We start from the raw sequence: 24,247 nt of genomic DNA on the forward strand, positions 1-24,247 counted from the left end.
GACGTGTCACGAAGGGTTGCGCCCGGGCTGGAACTTCAGCACGCCCGCGCGGGCCCAGGCCTCGCCCTCGGCCTCGAGCAGGTGCAGCGTGCGCGGATGGCGATCGGCCCAGCCGGCGGGCAGCGCCAGCCGGGCGTGGCGGCCCTCGGCGACCAGCCGGGGCAGCGGCTCGTCCGGCGCGCAGCGCGCATGGCACAGCAGCACCGCCAGCCGCAGCGCCAGCACCTGCCAGACCAGCGCCGGGTCGGCCAGCGCGGCCTCGATCTTGCGCAGCCCGCCGCGGTGGCCCAGCACCAGGTCGGCCAGCCGGCGCTGCTGCGTCTGCGAGAAGCCGGCCGCGTCGACATGGCCGATCAGGTAGGCGCTGTGGCGGTGGTGGTCGTGGTGCGAGACCATCATGCCGATCTCGTGCAGCGCCGCGGCCCAGCCGAGCTCGCGCTGGTGATCGAGCTCGGCGCGGGGCTGGGCCTGGCGGTGCAGCTGCAGCGCCACCGCCTGGACCCGGCGGGCCTGCATCACGTCGGCGCGGAAGCGCTGCTGCAGCTCGGCGACGGTGTCGTCGCGCAGGTCGTGGTGGACCGGGTCGCGGTCGGCGTCCAGGCGCTCCTGCAGGTCGAAGATCACGCCCTGGCGCAGCGCGCCGCGCGCGGGCTGCAGCGTCTCGATGCCGAACTGCGCCGACAGCGCCGACAGGATGGCCAGGCCGCCGCCGAGCACCGCGCGGCGCTCCGGCTTCAGGCCGGGCAGCTCCAGCGCGTCGATGCGGCCGGCGCGCACGCAGGCGTTCATGCACCAGGCCAGGCCCTCGGGCGTGATCGCGCCGTCGGTGACGCCGGCGGCCGCCAGGATCTGCGAGACCGCGCCGGCCGTGCCCGACGAACCCAGCGCCTCGCTCCAGTGGCGTCGCGAGAAGGTCTCCAGCGCCTCCTCGAACTCGGCGCCGGCGGCGACCTGCGCGGCGCGGAAGCGCTCCTCGGTGAACAGGCCGTCGCCGAAGTAGCGCATCGACAGGCTGACGCTGCCGATGCCGAAGGACTCGGCCTGCAGCGGCACGCTGCCCGCGCCGATGATCAGCTCGGTCGAGCGCCCGCCGATGTCGATCACCAGGCGCGGGTGCGGCGAGGGCTGCAGCCGCGCCACGCCCTTGTAGATCAGCCGGGCCTCCTCGCGGCCGGAGATGACCTCGACCGGATGGCCGAGCGCCTCGGCGGCGCGGGCCAGGAAGGCGTCGCGGTTGGAGGCCTCGCGCAGCGTCTGCGTCGCCACCGCACGCAGCTGGCGCGGCGGAATGCCGGCCAGCCGGGCGCGGAAGCGCTGCAGGCAGGCCAGGCCGCGCTGCGCGGCCTCCTCGCCCAGCAGTCCCTGGGCGTCGAGGCCGGCGCCCAGACGCACCGTCTCCTTCAGGTAGTCGATGCGGCGGTAGCGGCCGCGGCTGAGCTGGCCGATCTCGAGCCGGAAGCTGTTGGAGCCGATGTCGATCGAGGCGAGCACGCCGCGCCACGACGGCACGGTGGAGGCGGCAGGGGCGGTGGAGGCGGAGGACGAGGCAGGCATGTCCGGCATTGTCCATGCTTCCGTCGCGGCCGGGCGCCCCGGCGCGCGGTGCGGCGATCCGGCTGATTCGCGCCGGTCTGATCCCGCTCAAGCGGGTGCCGGGTCCGCGGCAGTCGCGGGGGCGCCGGCTTCAGGGGGCGCCGCTACACTGCCGGGCCTGAGGCGGCCGCCCGACCGCCTGACGCCCGATGCCTGATACCGATCTGGATCCCGCCTGCATGATCTCGCGCCGCGACTGCCTCCGTTCCTCCACCGCCGGCCTGCTGGCGCTGTCCCTGGGGGCCTGCAAGCCCACGACCGCCGCCGCGCCGGCGACACCCGTGTCGGCGGCCGTGCCGCCGGTGCCGACCGCCTCGGCAGCCTCGGCGGCCTCGGCGGCCTCGGCCGCCGCGGGGCTGCCGGCCTCGTCGCCCGCCTCGGCCGCCACCGCGCCGGCGGCGACGTCGCCGGCCTCGTCGGCCGCGGTCGATCCGGCCGCGCCGTTCTCGGTGCGTTCGCCGATCTTCGTGCTGAACTCGCTCGACGCGACCATCAGCATCATCGATCCGGTCACGATGACCGAGACGCGGCGCATTCCCTCCGGCAAGGAGCCGCACCACCTCTACCTGTCGCCCGACGAGAAGTCGCTGCTGGTGGCCAACGCGGTCGGCAACACGATCACGCTGGTCGATCCGCGCACCGGCCAGGTCCAGCGCACGATGACCGACATGGTCGATCCCTACCAGCTGCGCTTCTCACCCGACATGAAGTGGTTCGTCACCGCGGCGAACCGGCTCAACCATGTCGACATCTACAGCGTCACCCGCCCGGCCGGCGGCGGCTTCGAGCTGAAGCTGGCCAGGCGCCTGCCCACCGGCAAGACGCCCAGCCACGTCTTCTTCGACACGAAGAGCACGGTGGTCTACGCCAGCGTGCAGGACGACGACCAGCTGATCGCGATCGACCTGGCCACGCAGACGCCGCGCTGGACCATCCCGAGCGGCAAGATGCCCGCCGACGTCTTCGTGACACCTGACGACCGCACGCTGCTGGTCGGCCTGACCGGCGACAGCGTCGTCGAGGCCTATGACGTCACGGTCAATCCGCCGAAGCTGATCAAGCGCATTCCGACCGGCGCCGGCGCGCACGCCTTCCGCGCCTGGGGCGACCAGCGCCACCTGCTGGTGAGCAACCGCGTGGCCAACACCATCAGCCGCATCGACATGCAGACGCTCTCGGTGGTCGACAACTACCCCGCCCCCAGCGGCCCGGACTGCATGGACCTGTCGCCGGACCGGAAATTCATCTTCGTGGCCTCGCGCTGGGCCGGCAAGCTCACCGTCATCGACACCGAGCAGAAGAAGGTGGTGCGCCAGGTGAACGTGGGCAAGTCGCCCCACGGCGTCTGGACGCTGGACCACGCCGGGCGGCTGTGATGCGCGCCGCCGTGGCCTGCGCGCTGGCGGTGCTGGCCGGCGCCGCGCAGGCGGCGGGCTGCGCCCGGCCGCTCTACCTGACCTTCGACACCGGCCACATGGGCGTGGCGCCGCTGGTGGCCGAGGTGCTGCGCCGCCAGGACGTGAAGGTCACCTTCTTCCTGGCCAGCGAGAAGACGCTCGACGGCGGCTCCAGCCTCGACGACGCCTGGGCGCCGTGGTGGAAGGCGCGTGCGGCCGAGGGCCATGTCTTCGGCTCGCACACCTTCGACCATGTCTACTGGCGCGGCGACCGGGCCGAGCGCGACGGCGGCGGCTTCGACGTGCGCCCGAGCGCCGGGCCGAAGACCGGCGTGTCCGCGACGATGACGCCGGCGCAGTACTGCGCCGAACTCGCCCGCCCGGCCGCGCGCCTGGCGGCGATGACCGGCGGCACCGGCCGCATGGCGGCGATCTTCCGCGCGCCCGGCGGCAAGACCTCGCCTGCGCTGCTGGCGGCCGCCTCGCGCTGCGGCTGGACGCATGTCGGCTGGAGCCCGGCGGGCTTCCTGGGCGACGAGCTCTCGAGCGAGCGCTTTCCCAACGAGCTGCTGCTGAAGAAGGCGCTGCGCGACATCCGCCCCGGCGACATCCTGCTGGCGCACCTGGGCATCTGGTCGCGCCAGGACGCCTGGGCGCCGGCGGTGCTCGAGCCGCTGATCACCGGGCTGAAGGCGCGCGGGCACTGCTTCGCGACGCTGGCCGAGCACCCGACGCTGGGCGAGGCCGCGCGCCGGCCGGCACCGGCTCCCGTTCCCTGACTTCCATGTTGTCGCCGCGATGATCGACTTCCTTGTCCAGCTCTTCGGCCAGGTCCAGCAATGGCTGTTCGAGACGGTGGTGCAGCCGCTGCTGTTCGCGCTGGGCGGCGGCTCCATCCTGGAGGACGGCTACAACGCCACCGGCTGGCTGCTGGTGGGGCTGCTGCAGATCGCGGTGCTGGTGGCGGTGATCGGGCCGCTGGAGCGCTGGCGGCCGGTGCAGGCCATCGCCGACCGCCGCGCGGTGCGCATCGACGTGATCTACACGCTGATCCACCAGCTCGGGCTGTTCCGCATCGGCATGTTCTTCGCGTTCGATCCGCTGTGGAACGACCTGTGGGGCGCGCTGGCGGTGCACGGCTTCGCCGGCTGGCAGCTCGACCAGCTCGTCGCGCCGTGGTGGCCGGGCGTGACCGACACCGCGCTGGCCGCCTTCGTGCTCTACCTGCTGGTGTTCGACTTCGTGAACTACCTGCTGCACCGCGCGCAGCACCAGTTCGAATGGTGGTGGGCGCTGCATGCGGTGCACCACAGCCAGCGCGACATGACGATGTGGACCGACCGGCGCAACCACCTGCTCGACTCGGTGCTGACCGACATCGTCATCGCGCAGGTCGGCCATCTCGTCGGCGTGCCGCCGGGGCAGTTCGTCGCCGCGACCGCCTTCGCGCTGCTGGTCGAGAACTTCTCTCACGCCAACCTGCGCCTGAGCTTCGGCCTGATCGGCGAGCGGCTGCTGGTGAGCCCGCGCTTCCACCGACTGCACCACGCCATCGGCCTGGGCCACGAGTCGACCGCCGGCAAGGGCACGCTGGGCGGCTGCAACTTCGCGGTGCTGTTCCCGGTGTGGGATGCGCTGTTCGGCACCGCCGACTTCCGCAGCCCGGTCGGCCCCACCGGCATCCGCGACCAGCTGCCCGAGGAGGGCGGGCGCGACTACGGCCGCGGCTTCTGGGCGCAGCAGCGGCTCGGGCTGCTGCGGATGATCGGGCGCGGCTGAGCCGACCTTCAGCATCCGCGCGCCGGCTTCGCTATGCTGGCGGGATGACGAGCCTGTCGAGAGTCCTGGACGCCTTCTGGCGCGCGATCGGCTACTGCCTGCTGCCGCGCGTCATCCTGCTGTCCTTCGTGCCGGTGCTGCTGCTGGGGGCGCTGTCCTTCGCGCTGGCCTGGTTCTTCTGGGATCCTGCGGTCGAGGCGGTGCGCGTCGCCGTCACCGGCACGCCGCTGCTCGGCCAGGCGGCCGAGTGGCTCGACGGCCTGACGCACGGGGGCTTCCGCAGCGTCATCGGGCCGCTGGTCGTGGTGGCGCTGTCGGTGCCGGTGCTGATCATCGCCTCGCTGCTGGCGGTGTCGGCGTTCATGGGACCGACGGTCATCGGCCTGGTCGGGCGACGCCGCTTCGCCGATCTGACGCTCGGCGGCGACGTCGCCTGGTGGCAGTCGCTGGCCTGGGTCGGCGGGGCGATCGTGCTGGCGCTGCTGGCGCTGGTGCTGACGCTGCCGCTGTGGCTGATCCCGCCGCTGGCGCTGCTGCTGCCGCCGCTGATCCTGGGCTGGCTGACCTGCCGGGTGATGGTCTTCGACGTGCTGTCGGCGCATGCCCGCGCCGACGAGCGGCGCGAGCTGATGCGCCGCCACCGCGTGCCGCTGCTGGCGATCGGCGTGATCTGCGGCTACCTGGGGGCCGCGCCGTCGCTGATCTGGGCCTTCGGCGTGATGGCGCTGCCGATGATGCCGCTGCTGCTGCCGGTGTTCGTCTGGCTCTACACGCTGGTCGAGGTGCTGGCCTCGCTGTGGTTCGCCCACTATGCGCTGGCCGCGCTGGCCGATCTCCGGCGCGAGCGCGCCGAGGCGGCCGGTCCGGTCGTCGCCGACGTGCCCGCGGTCACGCTGCCGGCCGCCTCGACCTTTCCGTCCTCCACGACTCCCCCGCATTCCCCGCATCTGCTGCCATGAACTTCGGCCTCATCATCGTCGGCGACGAGATCCTCTCGGGCAAGCGCCAGGACAAGCACCTCTCGAAGGTCATCGAGCTGCTCTCGGCACGCGGCCTCGCGCTCGCCTGGAGCCACTATGTCGGCGACGACCCGCGCCGCATCACCGACATCCTGCGCACGGCCTTCGCCAGCGGCGACGTGGTGTTCTCGTGCGGCGGCATCGGCGCGACGCCCGACGACCACACCCGCCAGTGCGCCGCGGCCGCGCTGGGCCGGCCGATGGCGCTGCACCCCGAAGCGCGCGAGCTGATCATGGCGCGCGTGCGCCAGCTCGCCGTCGAGAAGGGCTGGACCGACGACCCCGAGCACCCGGACACCGTCCACCGGCTCAACATGGGCGTCTTCCCCGAGGGCGCGACCATCATCCCGAACCCGTACAACCAGATCCCGGGCTTCTCGGTCGGCGACGTGCACTTCGTGCCCGGCTTCCCGGTGATGGCGCACCCGATGATCGAGGCGCTGCTCGACACCCGCTATGCGCACCTGCACGGGGCAGGCGCGCAGCAGGAGCGCTCGCTCATCGTCTACGGCGCGATGGAGGCCAGCCTGACGCCGCTGATGATCGACCTCGAGGCGTGCTTTCCCGGCATCAAGGTGTTCAGCTTGCCCAGCGTCGACCATCCGGTGCACGGCCGGCACATCGAGCTCGGCGTCAAGGGGCTCGGCGAGGCGCTGGAAGCGGCCTATGCGGCGCTGAAGCTGGGCCTGGTCGAGGCGGGTGCCCGCACAGGCCCCGAAATGGTGCGTTGAAGTGAGCCTGAATGGTGCATCTCTGGGGTGATCCTGTGCACCATGATTGTGCGTTGCGGGTTCTGAGCCAGATCAGGGCCTGTCCACACGCATCCGCTCTCGGTGTGCAAAAGGGGCGCAGCAGGGGGTGTCACGGGCACGCTTTCTGCTACATTGCCATGCGGTCCCGACCCAGGGTCAGGGACCGATCGACTGCCTGATCACTCACTGATTCCCCATCTCGCTAGGAGCCCTCTGATGGCCAAGACCGTCGCCGACGTGATGAAGATGGTGAAGGAGAACGAAGTCAAGTTCGTTGACTTCCGTTTCACCGACACCCGTGGCAAGGAACAGCACGTTTCCGTGCCGGTTTCGCACTTCGATGAAGACAAGTTCACGTCGGGTCACGCGTTCGACGGCTCGTCGATCGCCGGCTGGAAGGGTATCGAGGCATCGGACATGCTGCTGATGCCGGACCCGAACACCGCCAACATCGATCCGTTCTTCGAAGAGCCGACCCTGATCCTGACCTGCGACGTCATCGATCCGGCCGACGGCAAGGCCTACGAGCGCGACCCGCGCTCGCTGGCCAAGCGCGCTGAAGCGTACATGCGCGCTTCGGGCCTGGGCGACACCGCCTTCTTCGGTCCGGAACCCGAGTTCTTCGTGTTCGACAGCGTGCGCTGGAGCGCCGACATGTCGGGCTGCTTCGTCTCGATCGAGTCGGAAGAAGCCGCCTGGAACACCGGCAAGGACTACGAGCACGGCAACAAGGGCTTCCGTCCGACCGTCAAGGGCGGCTACTTCCCGGTCCCCCCGGTCGATTCGGGCCAGGACATGCGCTCGGAAATGTGCCTGATCCTGGAAAGCCTGGGCATTCCGGTCGAGGTGCACCACCACGAAGTGGCCAACGCCGGCCAGATGGAGATCGGCACCAAGTTCAGCACGCTGATCGAGCGCGCCGACTGGGTCCAGCTGCAGAAGTACGTCATCCACAACGTGGCTGGCGCCTACGGCAAGACCGCGACCTTCATGCCGAAGCCGATCGTCGGCGACAACGGCTCGGGCATGCACGTTCACCAGTCGGTCTGGAAGGACGGCAAGAACCTGTTCGCCGGTGACGGCTACGCCGGCCTGAGCGACTTCGCGCTGTACTACATCGGCGGCATCATCAAGCACGCTCGCGCGCTGAACGCCATCACCAACCCGGGCACCAACTCGTACAAGCGTCTGGTTCCGGGCTACGAAGCCCCGGTGAAGCTGGCCTACTCGGCCAAGAACCGCTCGGCCTCGATCCGCATCCCGTTCGTCGCGAACCCGAAGGGCCGTCGCGTGGAAGCCCGCTTCCCGGATCCCCTGATGAACCCGTACCTGGGCTTCGCCGCGCTGCTGATGGCCGGCCTCGACGGCGTCGAGAACAAGATCCATCCGGGCGAAGCCGCCACGAAGGATCTGTACCACCTGCCGCCGGAAGAGGACGCGCTGATCCCGACCGTCTGCTCGTCGCTGGAGCAGGCCCTGGAAGCCCTGGACAAGGACCGTGCGTTCCTGACCAAGGGCGGCGTGTTCACCGACTCCTACATCGATGCGTACATCGACCTGAAGATGCAGGAAGTCCAGCGCATGCGCATGACGACCCACCCGATCGAGTTCGACATGTACTACGCGCTGTGATGCCCGTGCGGCCGCGTCGCCGCATCGCCTCGCGCGATGTGGTCCGCGGTCCCGGCATCGCGCGAATGTCGCGGAAGGACGGCCTGCGGGCCGTCTTTTTTTTGCCTCTGCCCCGGCGGCGGTCCCCCGTCGGGGTGACGCATCGCGTTGACGGTCTTGCGCCATACTGAGGCGCGACCGGCCTTCCGGTGGAAGGCCCAGCGCAGGACGACACGATGACGATTTCCCGTGCAGTGACGACAACGACGATGGCCGCCGCGCTGGCGGTCATGGCGGGCGGCGCGGCCGCGCAGGAGCGCGCGGTCTACCGCTGCCCCGGCAACCTCTACACCGACCAGCTCACGCCCAAGGAGGCCGCCGAGCGCGGCTGCCGCACGCTCGACGGCGCCCCGGTGACCGTGGTGCAGGGCGGCGCGACCCGCCGCCCCGCGGGCGCCGGCTCGGGCGAGGGCGCGGCCCGTCAGGCCGCGTCGGGCGCGTCCGGCGCCGCGCGGGCGCCGGCCTCGGGCGAGATGCGCGTCGACGCCGCGCAGCAGCGCGCCCGCGACAGCGACGCCCGGCGCATTCTCGAGACCGAGCTGTCGCGCGAGGAGTCCGCGCTGGCGGCGCTGCGCAAGGACTTCAACAACGGCGAGCCGGAGCGCCGCGGCGACGAGCGCAACTTCGCCCGCTACCAGGAGCGCGTCGCCGAGATGAAGGCGGCGATCGCGCGCAAGGAAGCCGACGTCGCCGCGATCCGGCGTGAACTCAGCAAGCTGCCCAGTCCGTGAGCCTCTTCCGATCCCGTTCCCGATCCCGCGCGAGCACCTCGTTCGACGCCTTCGACCACCTGGCCACGATGGTGGCGGTGCTCGACCGCGAGGGCCGCTGCACCTATGTCAACGCCGCGTTCGAGAGCACGCTGGGCCTGCCGCGCCGGGCGCTGCAGAACAGCCGCGTCTTCGACTGGTTCATCGATCCGGCGACGCTGAAGGTCACCTTCGACGCGGTCGTCGCCAACGAGTTCAGCACCGCCCGGCTCGAGGCCCAGCTCGGCCGGCCGGCCGGCGCCTCGTCGGGGGATCCGCTGCCGGTCCACGCCATCGTCACGCAGATCGACCACGGCGAGCAGGTGCTGCTGGAGCTGGTCGAGATCGAGCAGCAGACCCGCCAGGACCGCGAGACCCGCACGCTCGACCAGGCGCGCATCACCAAGGAGCTGATCCGCAACCTCGCCCACGAGATCAAGAATCCGCTCGGCGGCATCCGCGGCTCGGCGCAGCTGCTCGAGATGGAGCTCGACAACCGCTCGCTGCACGAATACACGCAGGTCATCATCCATGAGGCCGACCGGCTGCAGTCGCTGGTCGACCGGCTGCTGGCGCCGCATCGCCGCCCGCACATGGTGGCCGACGTCAACATCCACGAGGTGCTCGAGCGGGTGCGCTCGCTGATCCTGGCCGAGTTCCCGAAGGGGCTGGTGGTGCAGCGCGACTACGACACCTCGCTGCCCGAGTTCCGCGGCGACCGCGAGCAGCTGATCCAGGCGGTGCTCAACATCACCCACAACGCCGCGCAGGCGCTGGCCGAACGCCGCCAGGCCGGCGACGCGCGCATCGTGCTGCGCACGCGCGCGGCGCGCCAGGTCACGATCGGCCGCCAGCGCTACCGGTTGGCACTGGACTTGCATATCGAGGACAACGGACCCGGCGTGCCGCCCGAGATCCGCGATCGCATCTTCTTTCCGCTGGTTTCCGGCCGCGACGGCGGTTCGGGGCTCGGCCTGACGCTGGCACAGGACTTCGTCCAGCAGCATCACGGCCTGATCGAGTGCGAGAGCGAGCCGGGCTGCACGCTGTTCAAGATCCAGATCCCGCTGCCCTGAGGCCCGAGACGTGGCCGGGGAGGCGGGATCTCACGCCATGACAGGCCACGACGCATGAAACCCATCTGGATCGTTGACGACGACCAATCCATCCGCTTCGTGCTGGAGAAGGCGCTCGCGCGCGAGGGGCTGCCGGTGCGCAGCTTCACGAACCCGCGCGACGTGCTGACCGCGCTCGAGGACGATGCGCCGCAGGTGCTGGTCAGCGACATCCGCATGCCCGGCGGCACCGGCATCGACCTGCTCGCGCGGGTCAAGGCCAAGCACCCGGGCCTGCCGGTCATCATCATGACCGCCTACTCCGACCTGGACAGCGCGGTCTCCGCCTTCCAGAGCGGTGCCTTCGAGTACCTGCCCAAGCCCTTCGACCTGCCCAAGGCGGTCGAGCTGATCCGCCGCGCGGTCGACGAGAGCCTGCGCGAGGAGAGCGTCGAGGACCGCGGCGCGCCCGAGGTGCCCGAGATGCTCGGCCAGGCGCCGGCGATGCAGGACGTGTTCCGCGCCATCGGCCGCCTCAGCCAGAGCAACGTCACCGTGCTGATCACCGGCGAGTCCGGCGCCGGCAAGGAGCTGGTCGCGCGGGCGCTGCACAAGCACAGCCCGCGCGCGGGCGGCCCCTTCGTCGCGATCAATACCGCGGCGATCCCGAAGGACCTGCTCGAGAGCGAGCTCTTCGGCCACGAGCGCGGCGCCTTCACCGGCGCGCAGGCGACCCGGCGTGGCCGCTTCGAGCAGGCCGAGGGCGGCACGCTCTTCCTCGACGAGATCGGCGACATGCCCTTCGACCTGCAGACGCGGCTGCTGCGCGTGCTGTCGGACGGCCAGTTCTACCGCGTCGGCGGCCACCAGCCGCTGAAGTCGAACGTGCGCGTCATCGCCGCGACGCACCAGAACCTCGAGGAGCGGGTGCGCGAGGGCGGCTTCCGCGAGGATCTGTTCCACCGCCTGAACGTGATCCGGCTGCGCCTGCCGCCGCTGCGCGAGCGCCGCGAGGACATCCCGGCGCTGGCGCGCCACTTCCTGCAGCGCAGCGCCAAGGAGCTCGGCGTCGAGTCCAAGCGGCTGTCGGAGGCGGCGCTGCAGCAGATCGTGCTGTTCGACTTTCCCGGCAACGTGCGCCAGCTCGAGAACCTCTGCCACTGGCTGACGGTGATGGCGCCGGCGCAGGTGGTCGACCCGAAGGACCTGCCGCCGGAGGTGCAGTCGCATGCCTCGGCCGTGCAGGCCGCGGCGGCCGCGCCCGCGGGCCTGCCGCCGCTGCCGTCCGACGGCGTGCCGGCGCCGGCCGCGGCGCCCCTGGGCGTCGGTCTGCCGTCGTTCCAGCCGGTGCGCGAGAACGTGATTCCGGCCGGGGCGGCGGGGCTGCCGGTCGCCCAGGACGCCTGGCTGGCCGATCTGGAGCGTCAGGCGCGCGATCTGCTCGAGAAGGGCCATCCGGAGGTCTGGGACACGCTGACGCGCCAGTTCGAGGCCCGGCTGATCCTGGCGGCGCTGTCGCTGACCAAGGGGCGGCGCATCGAGGCCGCCCACAAGCTGGGCATCGGCCGCAACACGATCACGCGCAAGATCCAGGAGCTCGGCCTGGACTGAGGGGGCATCGGCCGGCTTGACTTGTCTCAACAGTCGGCCCGGCGAGTTCGGCGACAGTGCAGCAGCGCCTTTTCGCGTCCGCACAGCCAGACTGCCCGCCATGGAGATGTTCACCGCCCGGGCCGAAGGGATTTCCCCTGCGGCCGCCTCGCTTCCCCGCCCGCGTCGCCGCATCGCCGCCCCGCCGCCGTCCCCGGCCGACCCGGCGCCGTGGCGGCGCGTGCTGTCGGCCTCGCCGCTGGCCCAGCCCGAGATCGAGACGCTGATGCGTCTGGCGCGCCGCCGCACGGTGGCCGCCGGCGACCTGATCCTCGACACCCGCCTGCCGGCGCGCTCGCTGGTGCTGCTGCTGTCGGGCGACGTGGTGATGGGCTCGCGCGCCTGCGACGGCAGCCTGCGCACCGAGCGCAGCGTCAACGGCCCGGCCTGGCTCGACGTCAGCGCCGCCTGGCTCGGGCTGCCGTGCGCGATGGAGGCGCAGGCCCTGTCCGACGCGGTCGTGGCCGAGCTGCCGATCGACGACGTCACCCGCCTGATGACCCAGAACCCGACGCTGGCCGGGCTGCTGTGCCAGGCGCTGGCGCAGCAGGTGCGCCAGATCACGCTGGCCTCGCGCAACCTGCTGCACAACGACGCGCCGGCGCGGCTGGCGCAGTGGCTGCTGCAGCGCTGCCCGTCGCGCAGCGGCCCGGTCGAGCTGAGGCTGCAGGAGCGCAAGCGCGACATCGCGCAGCAGCTGGCGATGTCGCCGGAAACGCTGTCGCGGCTGATGCGCAGCTTCCAGACCCGCGGCGTGCTGTCGGTGCGCGGCTATCAGGTGCGCGTGCCGGAGGTGGCCGAGCTGTGCACGCTGGCCGGCCAGGACGGCTGAGCCGGGCGCGCCGGCTCAGCCGGCTTCACTCGAACTCGATGCCGGGCTGGTAGTCCCGCGCGTCGACCAGCCGCCAGCGGCCGGCCAGCATCGCGCCGAGCAGCGCCGCCAGGCCGCAGCCGGTCACCACGCCCCAGTGCGCCAGCCACTGGCCGTCGTAGGCGCCGAACAGGCTGGCGCGAAAGGCGCGCACCACCCAGGTGAAGGGCAGCCACGGATGCAGCGCCTGGAAGAAGGGCGAGGCCAGCTCGATCGGCAGCGCCACGCCGGCCGACGACATCTGGATCACCAGCAGCAGCAGGCCCAGCGCCTTGCCGAGATCGCCGAACCAGCGGATCAGCAGGAACACGATCGCCAGGAAGGTCAGCGACGAGGCGACGACCGTCAGCACGAAGGGCCCGACATGCGCGACGCGAAGGTCCAGCAGCACCGTCAGCATCGCCACCATCACCACCGCCTGGCCCAGCACGATCGCCGCCGGCCAGGCCAGCTTGCCCAGCACCTGCAGCGGCCGCGCCAGCCCGGCCGCCTCGTGCGGCAGCCGGCGCAGGTGGAACATCAGCGCCGCGGTCACCGCGCCGATCCACAGCGACATCGGCACGAAGTTCGGCGCGAAGCCGGCCCCGTCGCTGCCCACCGGCGCGACGATCTCGAGCTGCGGCTCGACCGAATCGGCCAGCCCGCGCGCGCTGCCCTCGGGCAGCGGCAGGTCGGCCGGCAGCGCCCGGGTCAGCAGCGTCAGCGCCTCGTGCAGCTTGCGCCCGCCGTCGTCGAGCTCGATCAGGCCGTGCTGCAGCCGCTGCTGGCCGCCCTGCAGCTGGCGCAGCCCGTCGCCGAGCGCCAGCGCGCCGCCGCCGAGCTGCTGCGCGCCATGCGCCAGCGCGTCGATGCGGCCGTCCTCGGGCAGCGCGCCGACGATCTGGTGCAGCGCGCTGCCGCCCTGCGCGACGCCGGCGGTCAGCGTCTGCACGCCGGCGGCGAGCTGCTGGCTGCCCGAGTGCAGCTGGCGGCTGGCCTCGCGCGCCTGGCCCAGACCGCCGGAGAGCCGCTCGGCGCCTTCGCCGAGGCGGCCCGCGCCGTCGGCCAGGTCGTCGCCGAACAGCGGGATGGGCGACGCGGCCTGCTGCAGCGCCTGCGCGCCCTGGCGCAGCGTCTGGCTGCCCGCCTGCAGCGTCTCCAGGCCGCGGCCGAGCTCGGCCTGGCCCTGCACCAGGCGCTGGCTGCCCTGGCGCAGCGCCTCCAGGTCGGACGGGGGCGGGCGGTGAGCGTCGAGCGAGCGCAGCGACGAGGCCAGCGGGCGCCAGCCGGCGGCGAGCTGGCTGCTGCCGTCGGCGAGCTGCGCGGCGCCGCGGCGCAGCTGCTGGCTGCCGTCCTGCGCGCGCTCCAGGCCGCGGCCGAGCTCGCGCCCGCCCTGGTCGGCCTGGCGCAGGCCCTCGGACAGCTGCCGGCTGCCGTCGCGGATCTGCTCGACGCGGTCGCGCAGCGTCGCCAGATCCAGCCGCGAGCCGGCGGCCGTCTCCAGCACCAGGCTCCAGCGCTGCTCGTTGAGCGCCTCGTTGACGCGGTGCGCCAGCTCCGGCGCGAAGCGCTTGGCAAAGCCGGCGCCGCTGTAGCTGTTGCCCTCCGAGGTGTAGATCGTCAGCCGCGCCGCGCCGGCCTCGCGCCCGGGCAGCGCCTGCTCGCTGAAGTCGGGCGGAATCAGCACCGCGAAGCTCAGCTGCCCGCGCCGCACCGCCAGCCGCGCCGCCTCGGTGTCTTCGAACACTTCCCAATGGAAGAGCTGCTGGCGCAGCAGCGTGCGCCGCACCTGCTCGCCCATGCTGACCTCGATGCCGCGGTGGTAGGCGCCACGGTCGGCATTCACCAGACCGGCGCGCAGCGCGCCGGTGCGCGCGCTCGGATCCCACATGCTCGACAGGTAGATCAGCGCATACAGCGCCGGCACGAACAGCGCGCCGAGCGCCGCCAGCGCGAAGCGCCGGTGGCGTCGCAGCAGCGCGGTGTCCAGCGCCACCAGCCTGCGCCATTGCTGCCCGGACCAGTGCCCCATGCCCTCTCTCTCCCTTTTTCCTACCCCTCGATTGTCACGAGTCTGACCCTTTTCTGCCGTTTCAGGCCTTAGCACTCCTTGAGAGCGAGTGCTAAGATCAATGGAACTCCAGGAGGCTGAAACAGTCTATGGCCAACATGCAACTGTCCTCTTCCACCGCTCTTGCTGTCCGTGATCCCTGGGCCCTGGTGCCTTCGCTGGGCAATCTCGACGCCTACATCAGCGCCGTCAACCGGCTGCCGATGCTCAGCGCCGAAGACGAGTCGCGTCTGGCGCGCCGCCTGCGCGACCAGCAGGATCTGGACGCCGCCGGCCGGCTGGTGCTGTCGCACCTGCGCCTGGTGGTCTCGGTGGCACGGCAGTATCTCGGCTACGGCCTGCCGCAGGGCGACCTGATCCAGGAAGGCAACGTCGGCCTGATGAAGGCGGTCAAGCGCTTCGACCCGGACCAGGGCGTGCGCCTGGTCAGCTACGCGCTGCACTGGATCAAGGCCGAGATCCACGAATACATCCTGAAGAACTGGCGCGTGGTCAAGGTCGCCACGACCAAGGCGCAGCGCAAGCTGTTCTTCAACCTGCGCTCGATGAAGCGCCAGATGAAGGGCGAGGCCGCCGACGGCGCCACCCACCGCGCCGGCCTGACCGAGGCCGAGATCGACCGCGTCGCCGCCGAGCTGAACGTGCGCCGCGAGGACGTGATCGAGATGGAGACGCGCTTCGCCGGCGGTGACGTCGCGCTCGAGCCGGGCGGCGACGACGATGACGAGTCCTTCGCGCCGATCGCCTACCTGGCCGACGACCGCCAGGAGCCGACCCGCGCGATCGAGGCCCGCCGCCGCGACGAGCTGGCCGGCCCGGGCCTGCTGCGCGCGCTCGACGCGCTCGACGCCCGCAGCCGCCGCATCGTCGAGGAGCGCTGGCTCAAGGTCAACGACGACGGCTCCGGCGGCATGACGCTGCACGAGCTGGCCGCCGAGTACGGCGTCAGTGCCGAGCGCATCCGCCAGATCGAGGTCGCGGCGATGAAGAAGATGAAGAAGGCGCTGGTCGAGGCGGCCTGACAGACGAGGTACTTTTGCACGGAAGAAGCCGGCCACATGGCCGGCTTTTTTGCGTGTGGAGCGGGGGAGCCTTGTTGTGGGAATTTTGCATTTCTATGATCCGGCCTCTACTGGCAGGGAGATCAAATGCAGGATGTCGTATGGATCTTGATCGCGGCAGTGGCTGTGCTGGCTGCAGTCATCATGTGGGCACAGAAACGAGCAGCCAGGGAGGGCTTGCTGAGGTCCCAAAGCCAGTTCGAAGATGCTGCTGCCAAGATCGAGAACTTGCAACGGCATTGCGATGAGTTGCAGGCCCAACTGGTGGATTGGCGACCCGTGGCCCATGTGCAGGATGAGGTGAGGCGTCTGCGGGCCGAAGCTGAAATCGAGATCGAGAGAGACTTGCATGAGGCGAGGCAGCACATCCAGGGCATGCAAGACCAGATCCTCCAGGAGCGGAAGGAAGCCGAGTCTCGATTGAATGACATCCAGCGTCGGGAGACCGCGGCGCGAGACAGGCTATCTCGTCTTGATGGCGAGATCGACGGGCTGGTCAATGCGGGGCGGCGGCAGGCGGATCAGATCGTTGCGGATGCAGTTTTGTCGACCAGTCAGATGTCTGTTGCGGCAAGGCATGAAGCGGAGATCCTGAAGAAGGCTGCAGTCAGGCAGTGCGACGAATTGATCGAGAGTGCGCGCAAGAAAGCTGATGACGCGTTGGCGATCGCAGCGAAGCAGGCAGACACAACAAGGCTGGTTGCACAGAAAGATTTGGCTCAAGCCAAATTGGATGCAGATCAGATGAGATCTGCTGCGCAGAAGGACTCTCGAGCGAAGCGAGATGCCGCCGAGATTGTATTTGCCGAGGCTGGCATGAGCGCAAAGAAGATACTTGATGATGCGCATCGGCAGGCCGAGGAGATCGCCGGTGATGCTTATCGCGCACTCAAGGATTTCGATCGTCTCCAAGCGGCATCCACGGCACTGAAGAACATGATTGATGGCTATGGAAATTCATATGTCGTGCCATCGCACAGTCTGCTGGATGAATTGGCAATCTCCTATTCTCATGTGGAGGCTGGCAAAGAGCTCAAAGGTGCCCGAGAAAGATCCCGTCTAATGGTGATTCAGGCAAGAGCGGCATCCTGCGACTATGTAGAGCGCACGCGGAGGGAGACGGCAGTTCGGTTTGTTCTTGATGCGTTCAACGGCAAGGTCGATTCCATATTGTCAAGGATCAAGAGTGAGAACGTGGGCGTCCTTGAGCAGGAAATCCGCGATGCTGCTGCGCTGGTCGGCCTCAACGGAGCAGCGTTCCGTGGCGCCAAGATCAGCGAGGAATATGTGAACAGCCGTATTGATGAGCTGCGCTGGGCCGTTCTGGTCAACGAGCTCCGGGCAGCCGAGCGCGAGGAGCAGCGGCGCATCAAGGAACAGATCCGTGAAGAGGAACGGGCCCGCCGTGAATATGAGAAGGCCTTGAAGGATGCGGCCAAGGAAGAGGAGCTTGTGCAGAAGGCGATCGAGAAGACCCGTGCCCAGATGGAAAAGGCGGGTCTTGATCAACGCCGCATGTACGAGGAGCAGATGGCCGAACTGGGGCGTCGCTTGGCCGAGGCGGAAGAGAAGAACCGTCGTGCCCTGTCAATGGCGCAGCAGACCAAGGCAGGGCATGTTTATGTGATCTCCAACGTCGGCTCGTTCGGCGAAGACGTGTACAAGATTGGAATGACCCGCCGTCTTGAGCCGATGGACCGGGTCCGCGAGTTGGGTGATGCCAGTGTCCCGTTTGGTTTTGATGTGCATGCAATGATCTGGTCAGATAATGCGCCTGCCTTGGAGTCCTTGTTGCACAAGAAGTTCGTGCAGTGCCAGATGAACAAGGTCAATCCGCGGAAGGAATTCTTCCGAGTCACAATCCGGCAGATCAAGGAAGAGGTCGAGCGGATCGGTGGTCTTGCCGTATGGACGCTGTCAGCGGCTGCGCAGGATTATCGGGAAACTCGTGCGATTGAAGAAAGGATCGCTGCTGATGAATCGGCTCGCCAAGCCTGGATTCACCAGCAACTGGTCTACGAGGACTCGATTGCGCACGGTCAGGAGGAAACGGCTGAGTCGGTCGAGTGATCGCCTTTCTTCAGCGCCGCATCGCATCGCGCTCATTCTCGAAGTCGCGCCAGAACGCCGCGTCCTGTGCCGTGGCGAAGTTGATGCGCATGCGCGTGCTGGGCTGGCGGTCTGGGTGGAACAGACAGCCGGGCGCGGTCAGCCAGCCGTCGTCGAGCAGGCGCTGTGCCAGCGCCTCGGTGTCGACGCCGGTCTCGACCCAGCCGAACAGTCCTTGCGGCGGGCAGACGAACTCGCAGCCCGCGCCCTGCGCCAGCCGCACGCTGCGCCCGCGCGCGGCGTCGAGCCGCGCCACCACCCGCTCGGCATGGCGGCGCAGCAGGCCCTGCTCCAGACAGACCGCCACCGCCTGCTCCAGCAGCGCCGGCGTGGTGAGGCTGGCGAGCATCTTCACGTCGATCAGCCGCTCGATCCAGTCGGAGGGCGCCGCGACGAAGCCGACCCGCCAGCCGGGGGCCAGGATCTTCGAGAAGCCGCTGATGTGGAAGCAGCGCTTGAGCCCGTCGAGCGCGGCCAGCCGGGGCGCGTGCGCGGGCGCCAGGTGCGCGTAGGTGTCGTCCTCGATGACGTGGAAGTCGTGCGTCTGCGCCAGCTGCAGCAGCTGGTGCGCGCTGGCCAGCGACAGCATGCCGCCGGTCGGGTTGTGCAGCACCGAGACGGTCACGTACAGGCGCGGGCGGTGCTCGCGCGCCAGCGCCTCCATCACCGCCAGGTCGGGCCCGTCGGGGCCGCGCGGCACCGGCAGCAGCCGCATGCCCAGCAGCGTCAGCCGCGCGTATTCGACCGACCAGCCGGGCTCGTCGACCAGCACCGCGTCGCCCGGCGCCAGCAGCGCGCGCGAGACCAGATCGAGCGCCTGGGTCGCGCCCAGCGTGGTCATGATCTGGCGCGGCGCGGCACGCACGCCGACATCGGCCAGGCGCTGCGCCAGCGCCTCGCGCAGCCGCGGGTCGCCCGCCGGCTCGCCGTAGTGCAGCGCAGCGGCGCCCAGCTCGTCCTCGCGGCCGCTGGCCAGCACCCGGCGCAGCGCGGCCTGCAGCATCGGCGCATCCAGCCAGGCGGGCGGCAGGGTGCCCAGGCCGGGGCCGTGCCGCCCGCCGCTGCCCAGCATGCCGCGGATCAGCGTGCTGGCGTCGACCGGCACCCGCGGGCTGTCGGGCGGTGACGCGGCCGGAGCCTCGCCGCGCTGCGCAGGGGCCGCACGCTCGCGCACGAAGAAGCCGCGCTGGCGCTGCGCCTCGACCAGGCCCTGCGCCAGCAGCTGGTCGTAGGTGGCGACGATGGTGTGCGGGCTGACGCCGTGGCGGCTGGCGCCTTCGCGCACCGACGGCAGGCGGCTGCCCGGCGCGAGCAGGCGCTGGCGGATCAGCGCGGCGTAGTGCGCGGCGAGCTGTTCGGACAGCGTGCGGCTGCCGTCGCGGCTGAGCAGCAGGGCGGACGGGGCGGGCAGCGGGGCATTCATCGGGGCAGGGCGCGGCTGTGTCGATCGATCGGGCAATACAGTGTGCCGACGCGTCGGTCGAACTGTACTGTCAGTGTACTGCTCACTGTTCCTAGACTGTGCACATGACTGAGCGCACGATCCCTCCGACGTCTTTCTCCCCGCGCGATCCGGCGGCCGAGCGCCGCGGCCTCTGGCTGGGCCTGCTGGGCGTGGCGGTGTTCGCGCTGACCACGCCGATGACGCGGCTGGCGGTCGGGCCGCTGGAGGCGCCGCAGCTGCCGCCGCTGTTCGTCACCGCCGGGCGCGCCGCCGGCGCCGCGCTGCTCAGCCTGATCTTCCTGATGCTGACCCGCGCCGCCTGGCCGACCCGCGCCGAGCGCGGCGCGCTGCTGCTGTCGGCCGCCGGCACGGTGCTGGGCTTTCCGCTGTGCCTGGCGATGGCGCTGCGCGAGGTGCCGTCGATGCACGCCTCGGTCATCACCGGCCTGCTGCCGCTGTGCACCGCGGCGGTCGGCGCCTGGCATCTGCGCCAGCGGCCCTCGCGCGGCTTCTGGATCTGCGCGCTGGCCGGGGCCGCGCTGGTGCTGGGCTTTGCCGGCCTGAAGGGCGGCGGCCGGGTGAGTGCGGCCGACGGCTGGCTGCTGCTGGCGATGCTGTGCGGGGCGGCGGGCTATGTGTCCGGCGCGCGGCTGTCGGCGGCGCGGCTGCCCGAGCAGGTGATCTGCTGGGTGCTGGTGATCAGCCTGCCGCTGACGCTGCCCGCGGCGCTGTGGTCGTGGCCGCCCGAGCCGCGGGCGGTGTCGGCCGCGGCCTGGGCCGGCTTCGCCTATGTGACCGTGTTCTCGATGTGGCTGGGCTTCTTCGCCTGGTACCGCGGCCTGGCGCTGGGCGGGCTGGTGCGGGTCAGCCAGGTGCAGATGCTGCAGCCCTTTCTCGCGCTGCTGGCGGCCGTGCCGCTGCTGGGCGAGCCGCTGCAGGCCGACACGCTGGTCTTCGCGCTGGCGGTGATGGCCTGCGTGGGCATCGGACGGACAATGCCGGTCGGGCGCACGCCACCCCGAGTCCTGGCGGTCCCGTCTTCCCTGAATCGATCCGAGCCGGAGTGCCGTGCATGACTGCTGCTGAACCTTCTTCCCCGTGGACCCCGGCGCGCCGCGCCGAGCGCATGAATCCGTCGATCCTGCGCGAGATCCTCAAGGTCACCGACCGCCCCGGCATCCTGTCGATGGCCGGCGGCCTGCCCTCGCCGGAAAGCTTTCCGGTCGAGGCGATGCGTGCCGCCTGCGAGCGCGTGCTGCGCGACACCCCGCGCGAGGCGCTGCAGTACGCCGCCAGCGAGGGCTTCGCGCCCCTGCGCGAATGGGTCGCGGCCCATCTGGCCGGGCAGGGCATGGCGGTCGGCGCCGACCAGGTGCTGATCACCACCGGCTCGCAGCAGGGCCTGGACCTGGTGGCCAAGGTGCTGGTCGATCCGGGCGCGCCGGTGGCGGTGGAGACGCCGACCTACCTGGGCGCGCTGCAGGCCTTCTCGCCGATGGAGCCGATCTTCGCCAGCGTCGCCAGCGACGCCGACGGCCCGCTGCCCGAGGCGGTGGCGGCGCTCGCGCATGACGCGCCGGGCACGCGCTTCCTGTACGTGCTGCCGAACTTCCAGAACCCGAGCGGCCGGCTGATGCCGGAAGCCCGTCGCGAGGCGCTGGTGGCCGCCGCGAAGCGCGCCGGCGTGCCGCTGGTCGAGGACAACCCCTACGGCGACCTGTGGTTCGACGAGGCCCCCCCGCGCCCGCTGGCCGCGCGCTGGCCGGAGGGCACGATCTATCTGGGCTCGTTCTCGAAGGTGCTGGCACCGGGGCTGCGGCTGGGCTATCTGGTGGCGCCGCGCGCGCTCTACCCCAAGCTGCTGCAGGCCAAGCAGGCCGCCGACCTGCACACGCCAGGCTTCAACCAGCGCGTGGTGCACGAGGTGATCCGCGACGGCTTCCTCGACACCCATGTGCCCAAGATCCGCGCGATGTACCGCCGCCAGCGCGACGCGCTGTGCGAGGCGCTGCGCGAGCACCTGCCCGCCGGCAGCGAGTGGCAGCCGCCCTCGGGCGGCATGTTCTGCTGGGTGCGGCTGCCGGCCGGCTGCGACGCCACGGCGCTGCTGCCGCAGGCGGTGGAGCAGGGCATCGCCTTCGTGCCCGGCGCGGCCTTCTACGCCCGCCAGCCCGATGCGCGCACCGTGCGCCTGTCCTTCGTGACGCTGACGCCCGACGAGATCCGCACCGCGGTGGCCACGCTGGGCGCGCTGCTGCGCCGCCACCTGACCGAAGACGCGCCGACCCCGACGCCCTGACCATGAACGCTGCTGCCCGGACCCGCCGCTACGCGGTGCTCGATGTCTTCACCGCCACGCCGCTGCTCGGCAATCCGCTGGCCGTCGTCATCGACGCCGAGGGCCTGAGCGATGCGCAGATGGCCGCCTGTGCGCGCTGGACGAATCTCTCCGAGACCACCTTCCTGCTGCCGCCGACCGATCCGGCCGCCGACTACCGGGTGCGCATCTTCACGCCCGGCGGCGAGCTGCCCTTCGCCGGCCACCCGACGCTGGGCAGCGCCCAGGCCTGGCTGGACGCGGGCGGCGTGCCGCAGCGCGCCGGCGAGGTGGTGCAGGAGTGCGGCGTGGGTCTGGTGCGCGTGCGCCGTGTCGAGGGGCATGCCCCACGGCTGGCCTTCCAGGCGCCACCGCTGCGACGCAGCGGCCCGGCTGGTGCCGAGACCGTCGCGCAGGTACTGGCCGCGCTGCGGCTGGCGGCGCCTGCGGTGCTGCAGGTGGAATGGATCGACAACGGCCCGGGCTGGCTCGGCGTGCGGCTGCAGGATGGGGCGGCGGTGCGCGCGCTGCAGCCCGACTTCGCGGCGATGGCGGCGGCGGGGCTGAAGATCGGCGTCGTCGGCGCCTGGCCGGCGGGCGGCGAGGTCGATGTCGAGGTGCGCGCCTTCGTGCCGGAGCTGGGCGTGCCGGAAGACCCGGTCACCGGCAGCCTGAACGCCGGTCTGGCGCAGTGGCTGACCGGCGCGGGCCTGCTTCCGGCGCGCTACGTGGCGGGGCAGGGCCACGCGCTCGGCCGCGACGGGCGGGTGCATGTCGAGCGCATCGCCGCCGGCGAGAACGCCGGCGTGTGGATCGCCGGCGACGTGACGGGCTGCGTCAGCGGGACGCTGCGGCTCTGAGCCGGGCCCCCCGGCCCGGGCGTCATTCCTTGCGGAAGTTGTCGTGGCAGCTCTTGCAGGTCTGCGCAGCTGCGCCGAAGGCGGTCTTGAGCTGGGCCAGATCACCCGTCCTGGCCGCGGCATTGAGCCTGGCGGTCTCCTCGACCATCTTGCTCATGCCCGCCTTGAACTTGTCCGATTCGGTCCAGATCTCGGGCTTGGCGCGCGTCTCGCCCTTGTCGGTGCCGGGGCCGAAGGCGGTGCCCGGCAGCGAGGCCAGCTCGGCGACCAGCGCGGCGTTCTCGGCCGCGGCCTTGGCATCGAAGGGCGCCTTGCCGTTGGCCATCGCGCCGATGCGGCCGAAGTGGTTCGCCATCACGGTGAAGGCGGCCTTGCGGTACTTGATCGCATCCTCGGGCTTCTGGAACTGGGCGCTGGCGGGCAGGGCGGCCAGCAGGCCGGTGGCGGTGCACAGGACGAGGCAGAGACGTTTCATCGGCGGAAGCTCCGGTCGGAAATGGCGGGCAGGGGTGACCCGAAGGTCCGGGCCAGTGTAGCCTTCGCTCCGAAGCCCCTCATGACGCAGGACACCCGATGAATCCGACTTCCTCTCCCCGCTCGGCCGCGCTGGTGCGGGTGCGGATCTGGGATCTGCCGACGCGGCTGTTCCACGGGCTGCTGGCGCTGGCGGTGACCGGCGCGGTGGTGTCGGCCAAGGTGGGCGGCAACGCGATGGTCTGGCACCAGCGTCTCGGGCTGGCGGTGCTGGCGCTGCTGGCCTTCCGGCTGGTCTGGGGGCTGGCCGGCGGGCGCTGGTCGCGCTTCGCCAGCTTCGTGCACGGCCCCGGCGCCTTGCTGCGCCACCTGCGCGGCCGGCCGCGCCCGGGCGAGCATCTCGACGTCGGCCACAGTCCGACCGGCGCGCTGTCGGTGTTCGCGCTGCTGGGGCTGCTGGCACTGCAGCTCGCCACCGGGCTGGTCAGCGACGACGAGATCGCCTTCACCGGGCCGCTGTACGCCTGGGTCGAGTCGTCGACCGCGCTGAAGGCCACGTCCTGGCACCGCGGCTGGGGCCAGTGGCTGCTGCTGGGCATGATCGGGCTGCACCTGGTGGCGATCGCCGTCTACCGGCTGCGCGGCACTGACCTGGTCCGGCCGATGCTGTGCGGCGACAAGCTGCTGCCGTCGCAGGTGCCGCCTTCCCGTGACGATGTTCGCACTCGCGCGCTGGCGCTGCTGCTGGCGGCGGCCGCGGCCGCGCTGGCGGTCTGGGTCGGCGCGCAGGGCGGCTAGACTGCGCTGCCATGGACGTACCCGAGACACGGCTCGTCATCGCCGACACCCCGGCGCTGATCGAGTCCGCACGCGAGATCTTTCGCGACTACGCCGCCAGCCTGGCCTTCGACCTGTGCTTCCAGGGCTTCGACGAGGAGCTCGCCAGTCTGCCCGGCCCGTATGCGCCGCCGCACGGCACGCTGCTGCTGGCGCTGGTCGACGGCGAGGTGGCCGGCTGCGGCGCGCTGCGGCCGCTGACCGACGTGGACTACCCGAACGCCTGCGAGATGAAGCGGCTGTTCGTGCGTCGCGCCTTCCGCCGCTTCGGCCTGGGCCGGCAGATCGCCGAGGCGCTGATCGACGCCGGCCGCCAGGGCGGCTACTCGTCGATGCTGCTCGACACGCTCGACGACATGGAGGCCGCGCGCGAGCTCTACGCCTCGCTGGGCTTCGTCGAGGTGCCGCCGTACTACTTCAATCCGGTGCCGGGCGCGCACTACCTGCGCGTCGACCTGGACGCGGTGACGAGCCGCTACTGAGCCGCCGCCACGGCGGCGGGCGCGGTTACATCGCGGTACGGCGCTAGGATCTCGGGCCTCGACCCTGATGCATCCCG

Annotated in this window: 21 protein-coding genes; 17 read left to right on the forward strand and 4 right to left on the reverse strand. The window is 71.0% G+C overall.

The features are described 5' to 3' along the window. Positions 1–6 precede the first annotated feature (6 nt). Positions 7–1,554 (reverse strand): Ppx/GppA phosphatase family protein, encoded by a 1,548-nt coding sequence (locus tag HNQ01_RS10995; RefSeq protein ID WP_173805474.1) that lies wholly within the window; start codon positions 1,552–1,554, stop codon positions 7–9. 188 nt (positions 1,555–1,742) lie between these two features. On the opposite strand from HNQ01_RS10995, the gene HNQ01_RS11000 reads away from it, so the two are divergent. The 10 genes from HNQ01_RS11000 to HNQ01_RS11045 all read left to right on the forward strand — a co-directional run bounded on the left by HNQ01_RS11000 (position 1,743) and on the right by HNQ01_RS11045 (position 12,497). Continuing rightward, complete coding sequence (locus tag HNQ01_RS11000; protein ID WP_434801497.1) at positions 1,743–2,969, forward strand: YncE family protein; 1,227 nt, start codon at positions 1,743–1,745, stop codon at positions 2,967–2,969. Next, positions 2,969–3,769, forward strand: coding sequence for a polysaccharide deacetylase family protein (locus HNQ01_RS11005; protein WP_173805475.1), 801 nt, complete (start codon positions 2,969–2,971; stop codon positions 3,767–3,769). The genes HNQ01_RS11000 and HNQ01_RS11005 overlap by 1 nt, the downstream gene beginning before the upstream one ends. A 22-nt stretch (positions 3,770–3,791) precedes the next feature. Continuing rightward, positions 3,792–4,769 (forward strand): sterol desaturase family protein, encoded by a 978-nt coding sequence (locus tag HNQ01_RS11010; RefSeq protein WP_173805525.1) that lies wholly within the window; start codon positions 3,792–3,794, stop codon positions 4,767–4,769. Between the two features lie 44 nt (positions 4,770–4,813). Continuing rightward, a complete protein-coding gene (locus tag HNQ01_RS11015; protein ID WP_286180694.1) occupies positions 4,814–5,728 on the forward strand; it encodes an EI24 domain-containing protein in 915 nt (304 codons plus the stop codon). Continuing rightward, positions 5,725–6,519 carry a competence/damage-inducible protein A gene (locus tag HNQ01_RS11020; protein WP_173805476.1) on the forward strand — a complete coding sequence of 265 codons (795 nt, stop codon included), beginning with the start codon at positions 5,725–5,727 and terminating at the stop codon, positions 6,517–6,519. The genes HNQ01_RS11015 and HNQ01_RS11020 overlap by 4 nt, the downstream gene beginning before the upstream one ends. A 237-nt stretch (positions 6,520–6,756) precedes the next feature. Beyond that, on the forward strand, positions 6,757–8,172 hold the full coding sequence (glnA, locus tag HNQ01_RS11025) for a type I glutamate--ammonia ligase (RefSeq protein WP_173805477.1): 1,416 nt from the start codon (positions 6,757–6,759) through the stop codon (positions 8,170–8,172). A gap of 215 nt (positions 8,173–8,387) precedes the next feature. Further along, positions 8,388–8,942 carry a hypothetical protein gene (locus HNQ01_RS11030; RefSeq protein ID WP_434801498.1) on the forward strand — a complete coding sequence of 185 codons (555 nt, stop codon included), beginning with the start codon at positions 8,388–8,390 and terminating at the stop codon, positions 8,940–8,942. After that, positions 8,939–10,036, forward strand: coding sequence for a nitrogen regulation protein NR(II) (glnL, locus tag HNQ01_RS11035; protein ID WP_173805478.1), 1,098 nt, complete (start codon positions 8,939–8,941; stop codon positions 10,034–10,036). The genes HNQ01_RS11030 and glnL overlap by 4 nt, the downstream gene beginning before the upstream one ends. A 54-nt stretch (positions 10,037–10,090) precedes the next feature. Then, positions 10,091–11,626, forward strand: a complete 1,536-nt coding sequence (gene ntrC / locus HNQ01_RS11040) for a nitrogen regulation protein NR(I) (protein WP_173805479.1) — start codon at positions 10,091–10,093, stop codon at positions 11,624–11,626. A 100-nt stretch (positions 11,627–11,726) separates the two neighbouring features. Next, complete coding sequence (locus tag HNQ01_RS11045; protein ID WP_286180695.1) at positions 11,727–12,497, forward strand: Crp/Fnr family transcriptional regulator; 771 nt, start codon at positions 11,727–11,729, stop codon at positions 12,495–12,497. Between the two features lie 25 nt (positions 12,498–12,522). Here HNQ01_RS11045 and HNQ01_RS11050 read toward each other — a convergent pair whose 3' ends face one another. Next, a complete protein-coding gene (locus tag HNQ01_RS11050; protein WP_173805480.1) occupies positions 12,523–14,547 on the reverse strand; it encodes a YhgE/Pip domain-containing protein in 2,025 nt (674 codons plus the stop codon). A 128-nt stretch (positions 14,548–14,675) separates the two neighbouring features. Here HNQ01_RS11050 and rpoH point away from each other — a divergent pair, with 128 nt between their 5' ends. After that, positions 14,676–15,608: an RNA polymerase sigma factor RpoH gene (rpoH, locus tag HNQ01_RS11055; protein WP_149502454.1), complete on the forward strand. Its 933-nt coding sequence runs from the start codon at positions 14,676–14,678 to the stop codon at positions 15,606–15,608. 126 nt (positions 15,609–15,734) lie between these two features. Continuing rightward, positions 15,735–17,717, forward strand: coding sequence for an SNIPE associated domain-containing protein (locus tag HNQ01_RS11060; RefSeq protein ID WP_286180697.1), 1,983 nt, complete (start codon positions 15,735–15,737; stop codon positions 17,715–17,717). A gap of 10 nt (positions 17,718–17,727) precedes the next feature. Here the strand turns inward: HNQ01_RS11060 and HNQ01_RS11065 are convergent, their stop codons facing one another. Beyond that, a complete protein-coding gene (locus HNQ01_RS11065) occupies positions 17,728–19,179 on the reverse strand; it encodes an aminotransferase-like domain-containing protein (protein ID WP_286180699.1) in 1,452 nt (483 codons plus the stop codon). Between the two features lie 104 nt (positions 19,180–19,283). Between HNQ01_RS11065 and HNQ01_RS11070 the strand changes: the two genes are divergently transcribed. From HNQ01_RS11070 to HNQ01_RS11080, 3 genes are read left to right on the forward strand one after another with little or no spacing between them, the layout of a single operon-like run. Further along, a complete protein-coding gene (locus HNQ01_RS11070; RefSeq protein ID WP_173805481.1) occupies positions 19,284–20,276 on the forward strand; it encodes a DMT family transporter in 993 nt (330 codons plus the stop codon). Further along, a complete protein-coding gene (locus tag HNQ01_RS11075) occupies positions 20,273–21,499 on the forward strand; it encodes an aminotransferase-like domain-containing protein (RefSeq protein ID WP_173805482.1) in 1,227 nt (408 codons plus the stop codon). The genes HNQ01_RS11070 and HNQ01_RS11075 overlap by 4 nt, the downstream gene beginning before the upstream one ends. 2 nt (positions 21,500–21,501) lie before the next feature. Beyond that, positions 21,502–22,377, forward strand: coding sequence for a PhzF family phenazine biosynthesis protein (locus tag HNQ01_RS11080; RefSeq protein WP_173805483.1), 876 nt, complete (start codon positions 21,502–21,504; stop codon positions 22,375–22,377). Between the two features lie 22 nt (positions 22,378–22,399). Here the strand turns inward: HNQ01_RS11080 and HNQ01_RS11085 are convergent, their stop codons facing one another. Next, positions 22,400–22,852, reverse strand: coding sequence for a c-type cytochrome (locus tag HNQ01_RS11085; RefSeq protein ID WP_173805484.1), 453 nt, complete (start codon positions 22,850–22,852; stop codon positions 22,400–22,402). Positions 22,853–22,950: 98 nt separating this feature from the next. Between HNQ01_RS11085 and HNQ01_RS11090 the strand changes: the two genes are divergently transcribed. Together HNQ01_RS11090 and HNQ01_RS11095 are read left to right on the forward strand one after the other, a co-directional pair. Continuing rightward, complete coding sequence (locus HNQ01_RS11090; RefSeq protein ID WP_173805485.1) at positions 22,951–23,649, forward strand: cytochrome b/b6 domain-containing protein; 699 nt, start codon at positions 22,951–22,953, stop codon at positions 23,647–23,649. An 11-nt stretch (positions 23,650–23,660) separates the two neighbouring features. Next, positions 23,661–24,170, forward strand: coding sequence for a GNAT family N-acetyltransferase (locus tag HNQ01_RS11095; protein ID WP_173805486.1), 510 nt, complete (start codon positions 23,661–23,663; stop codon positions 24,168–24,170). Positions 24,171–24,247 lie beyond the last annotated feature (77 nt).

The organism is Sphaerotilus uruguayifluvii, from assembly GCF_013294065.1.
Lineage (GTDB): Bacteria > Pseudomonadota > Gammaproteobacteria > Burkholderiales > Burkholderiaceae_C > Sphaerotilus > Sphaerotilus uruguayifluvii.

Coding starts and splice junctions, on each gene's coding strand:
- glnA (WP_173805477.1), top strand. CDS start 6,757: ATGGCCAAGACCGTCGCCGACGTGATGAAGATGGTGAAGGAGAACGAA.
- HNQ01_RS11095 (WP_173805486.1), top strand. CDS start 23,661: ATGGACGTACCCGAGACACGGCTCGTCATCGCCGACACCCCGGCGCTG.
- HNQ01_RS10995 (WP_173805474.1), bottom strand. CDS start 1,554: ATGCCTGCCTCGTCCTCCGCCTCCACCGCCCCTGCCGCCTCCACCGTG.
- HNQ01_RS11065 (WP_286180699.1), bottom strand. CDS start 19,179: ATGAATGCCCCGCTGCCCGCCCCGTCCGCCCTGCTGCTCAGCCGCGAC.
- HNQ01_RS11090 (WP_173805485.1), top strand. CDS start 22,951: ATGAATCCGACTTCCTCTCCCCGCTCGGCCGCGCTGGTGCGGGTGCGG.
- HNQ01_RS11060 (WP_286180697.1), top strand. CDS start 15,735: ATGCAGGATGTCGTATGGATCTTGATCGCGGCAGTGGCTGTGCTGGCT.
- ntrC (WP_173805479.1), top strand. CDS start 10,091: ATGAAACCCATCTGGATCGTTGACGACGACCAATCCATCCGCTTCGTG.
- HNQ01_RS11000 (WP_434801497.1), top strand. CDS start 1,743: ATGCCTGATACCGATCTGGATCCCGCCTGCATGATCTCGCGCCGCGAC.
- HNQ01_RS11005 (WP_173805475.1), top strand. CDS start 2,969: ATGCGCGCCGCCGTGGCCTGCGCGCTGGCGGTGCTGGCCGGCGCCGCG.
- HNQ01_RS11085 (WP_173805484.1), bottom strand. CDS start 22,852: ATGAAACGTCTCTGCCTCGTCCTGTGCACCGCCACCGGCCTGCTGGCC.
- HNQ01_RS11080 (WP_173805483.1), top strand. CDS start 21,502: ATGAACGCTGCTGCCCGGACCCGCCGCTACGCGGTGCTCGATGTCTTC.
- HNQ01_RS11015 (WP_286180694.1), top strand. CDS start 4,814: ATGACGAGCCTGTCGAGAGTCCTGGACGCCTTCTGGCGCGCGATCGGC.
- HNQ01_RS11070 (WP_173805481.1), top strand. CDS start 19,284: ATGACTGAGCGCACGATCCCTCCGACGTCTTTCTCCCCGCGCGATCCG.
- HNQ01_RS11030 (WP_434801498.1), top strand. CDS start 8,388: ATGACGATTTCCCGTGCAGTGACGACAACGACGATGGCCGCCGCGCTG.
- HNQ01_RS11045 (WP_286180695.1), top strand. CDS start 11,727: ATGGAGATGTTCACCGCCCGGGCCGAAGGGATTTCCCCTGCGGCCGCC.
- HNQ01_RS11050 (WP_173805480.1), bottom strand. CDS start 14,547: ATGGGGCACTGGTCCGGGCAGCAATGGCGCAGGCTGGTGGCGCTGGAC.
- HNQ01_RS11020 (WP_173805476.1), top strand. CDS start 5,725: ATGAACTTCGGCCTCATCATCGTCGGCGACGAGATCCTCTCGGGCAAG.
- HNQ01_RS11075 (WP_173805482.1), top strand. CDS start 20,273: ATGACTGCTGCTGAACCTTCTTCCCCGTGGACCCCGGCGCGCCGCGCC.
- rpoH (WP_149502454.1), top strand. CDS start 14,676: ATGGCCAACATGCAACTGTCCTCTTCCACCGCTCTTGCTGTCCGTGAT.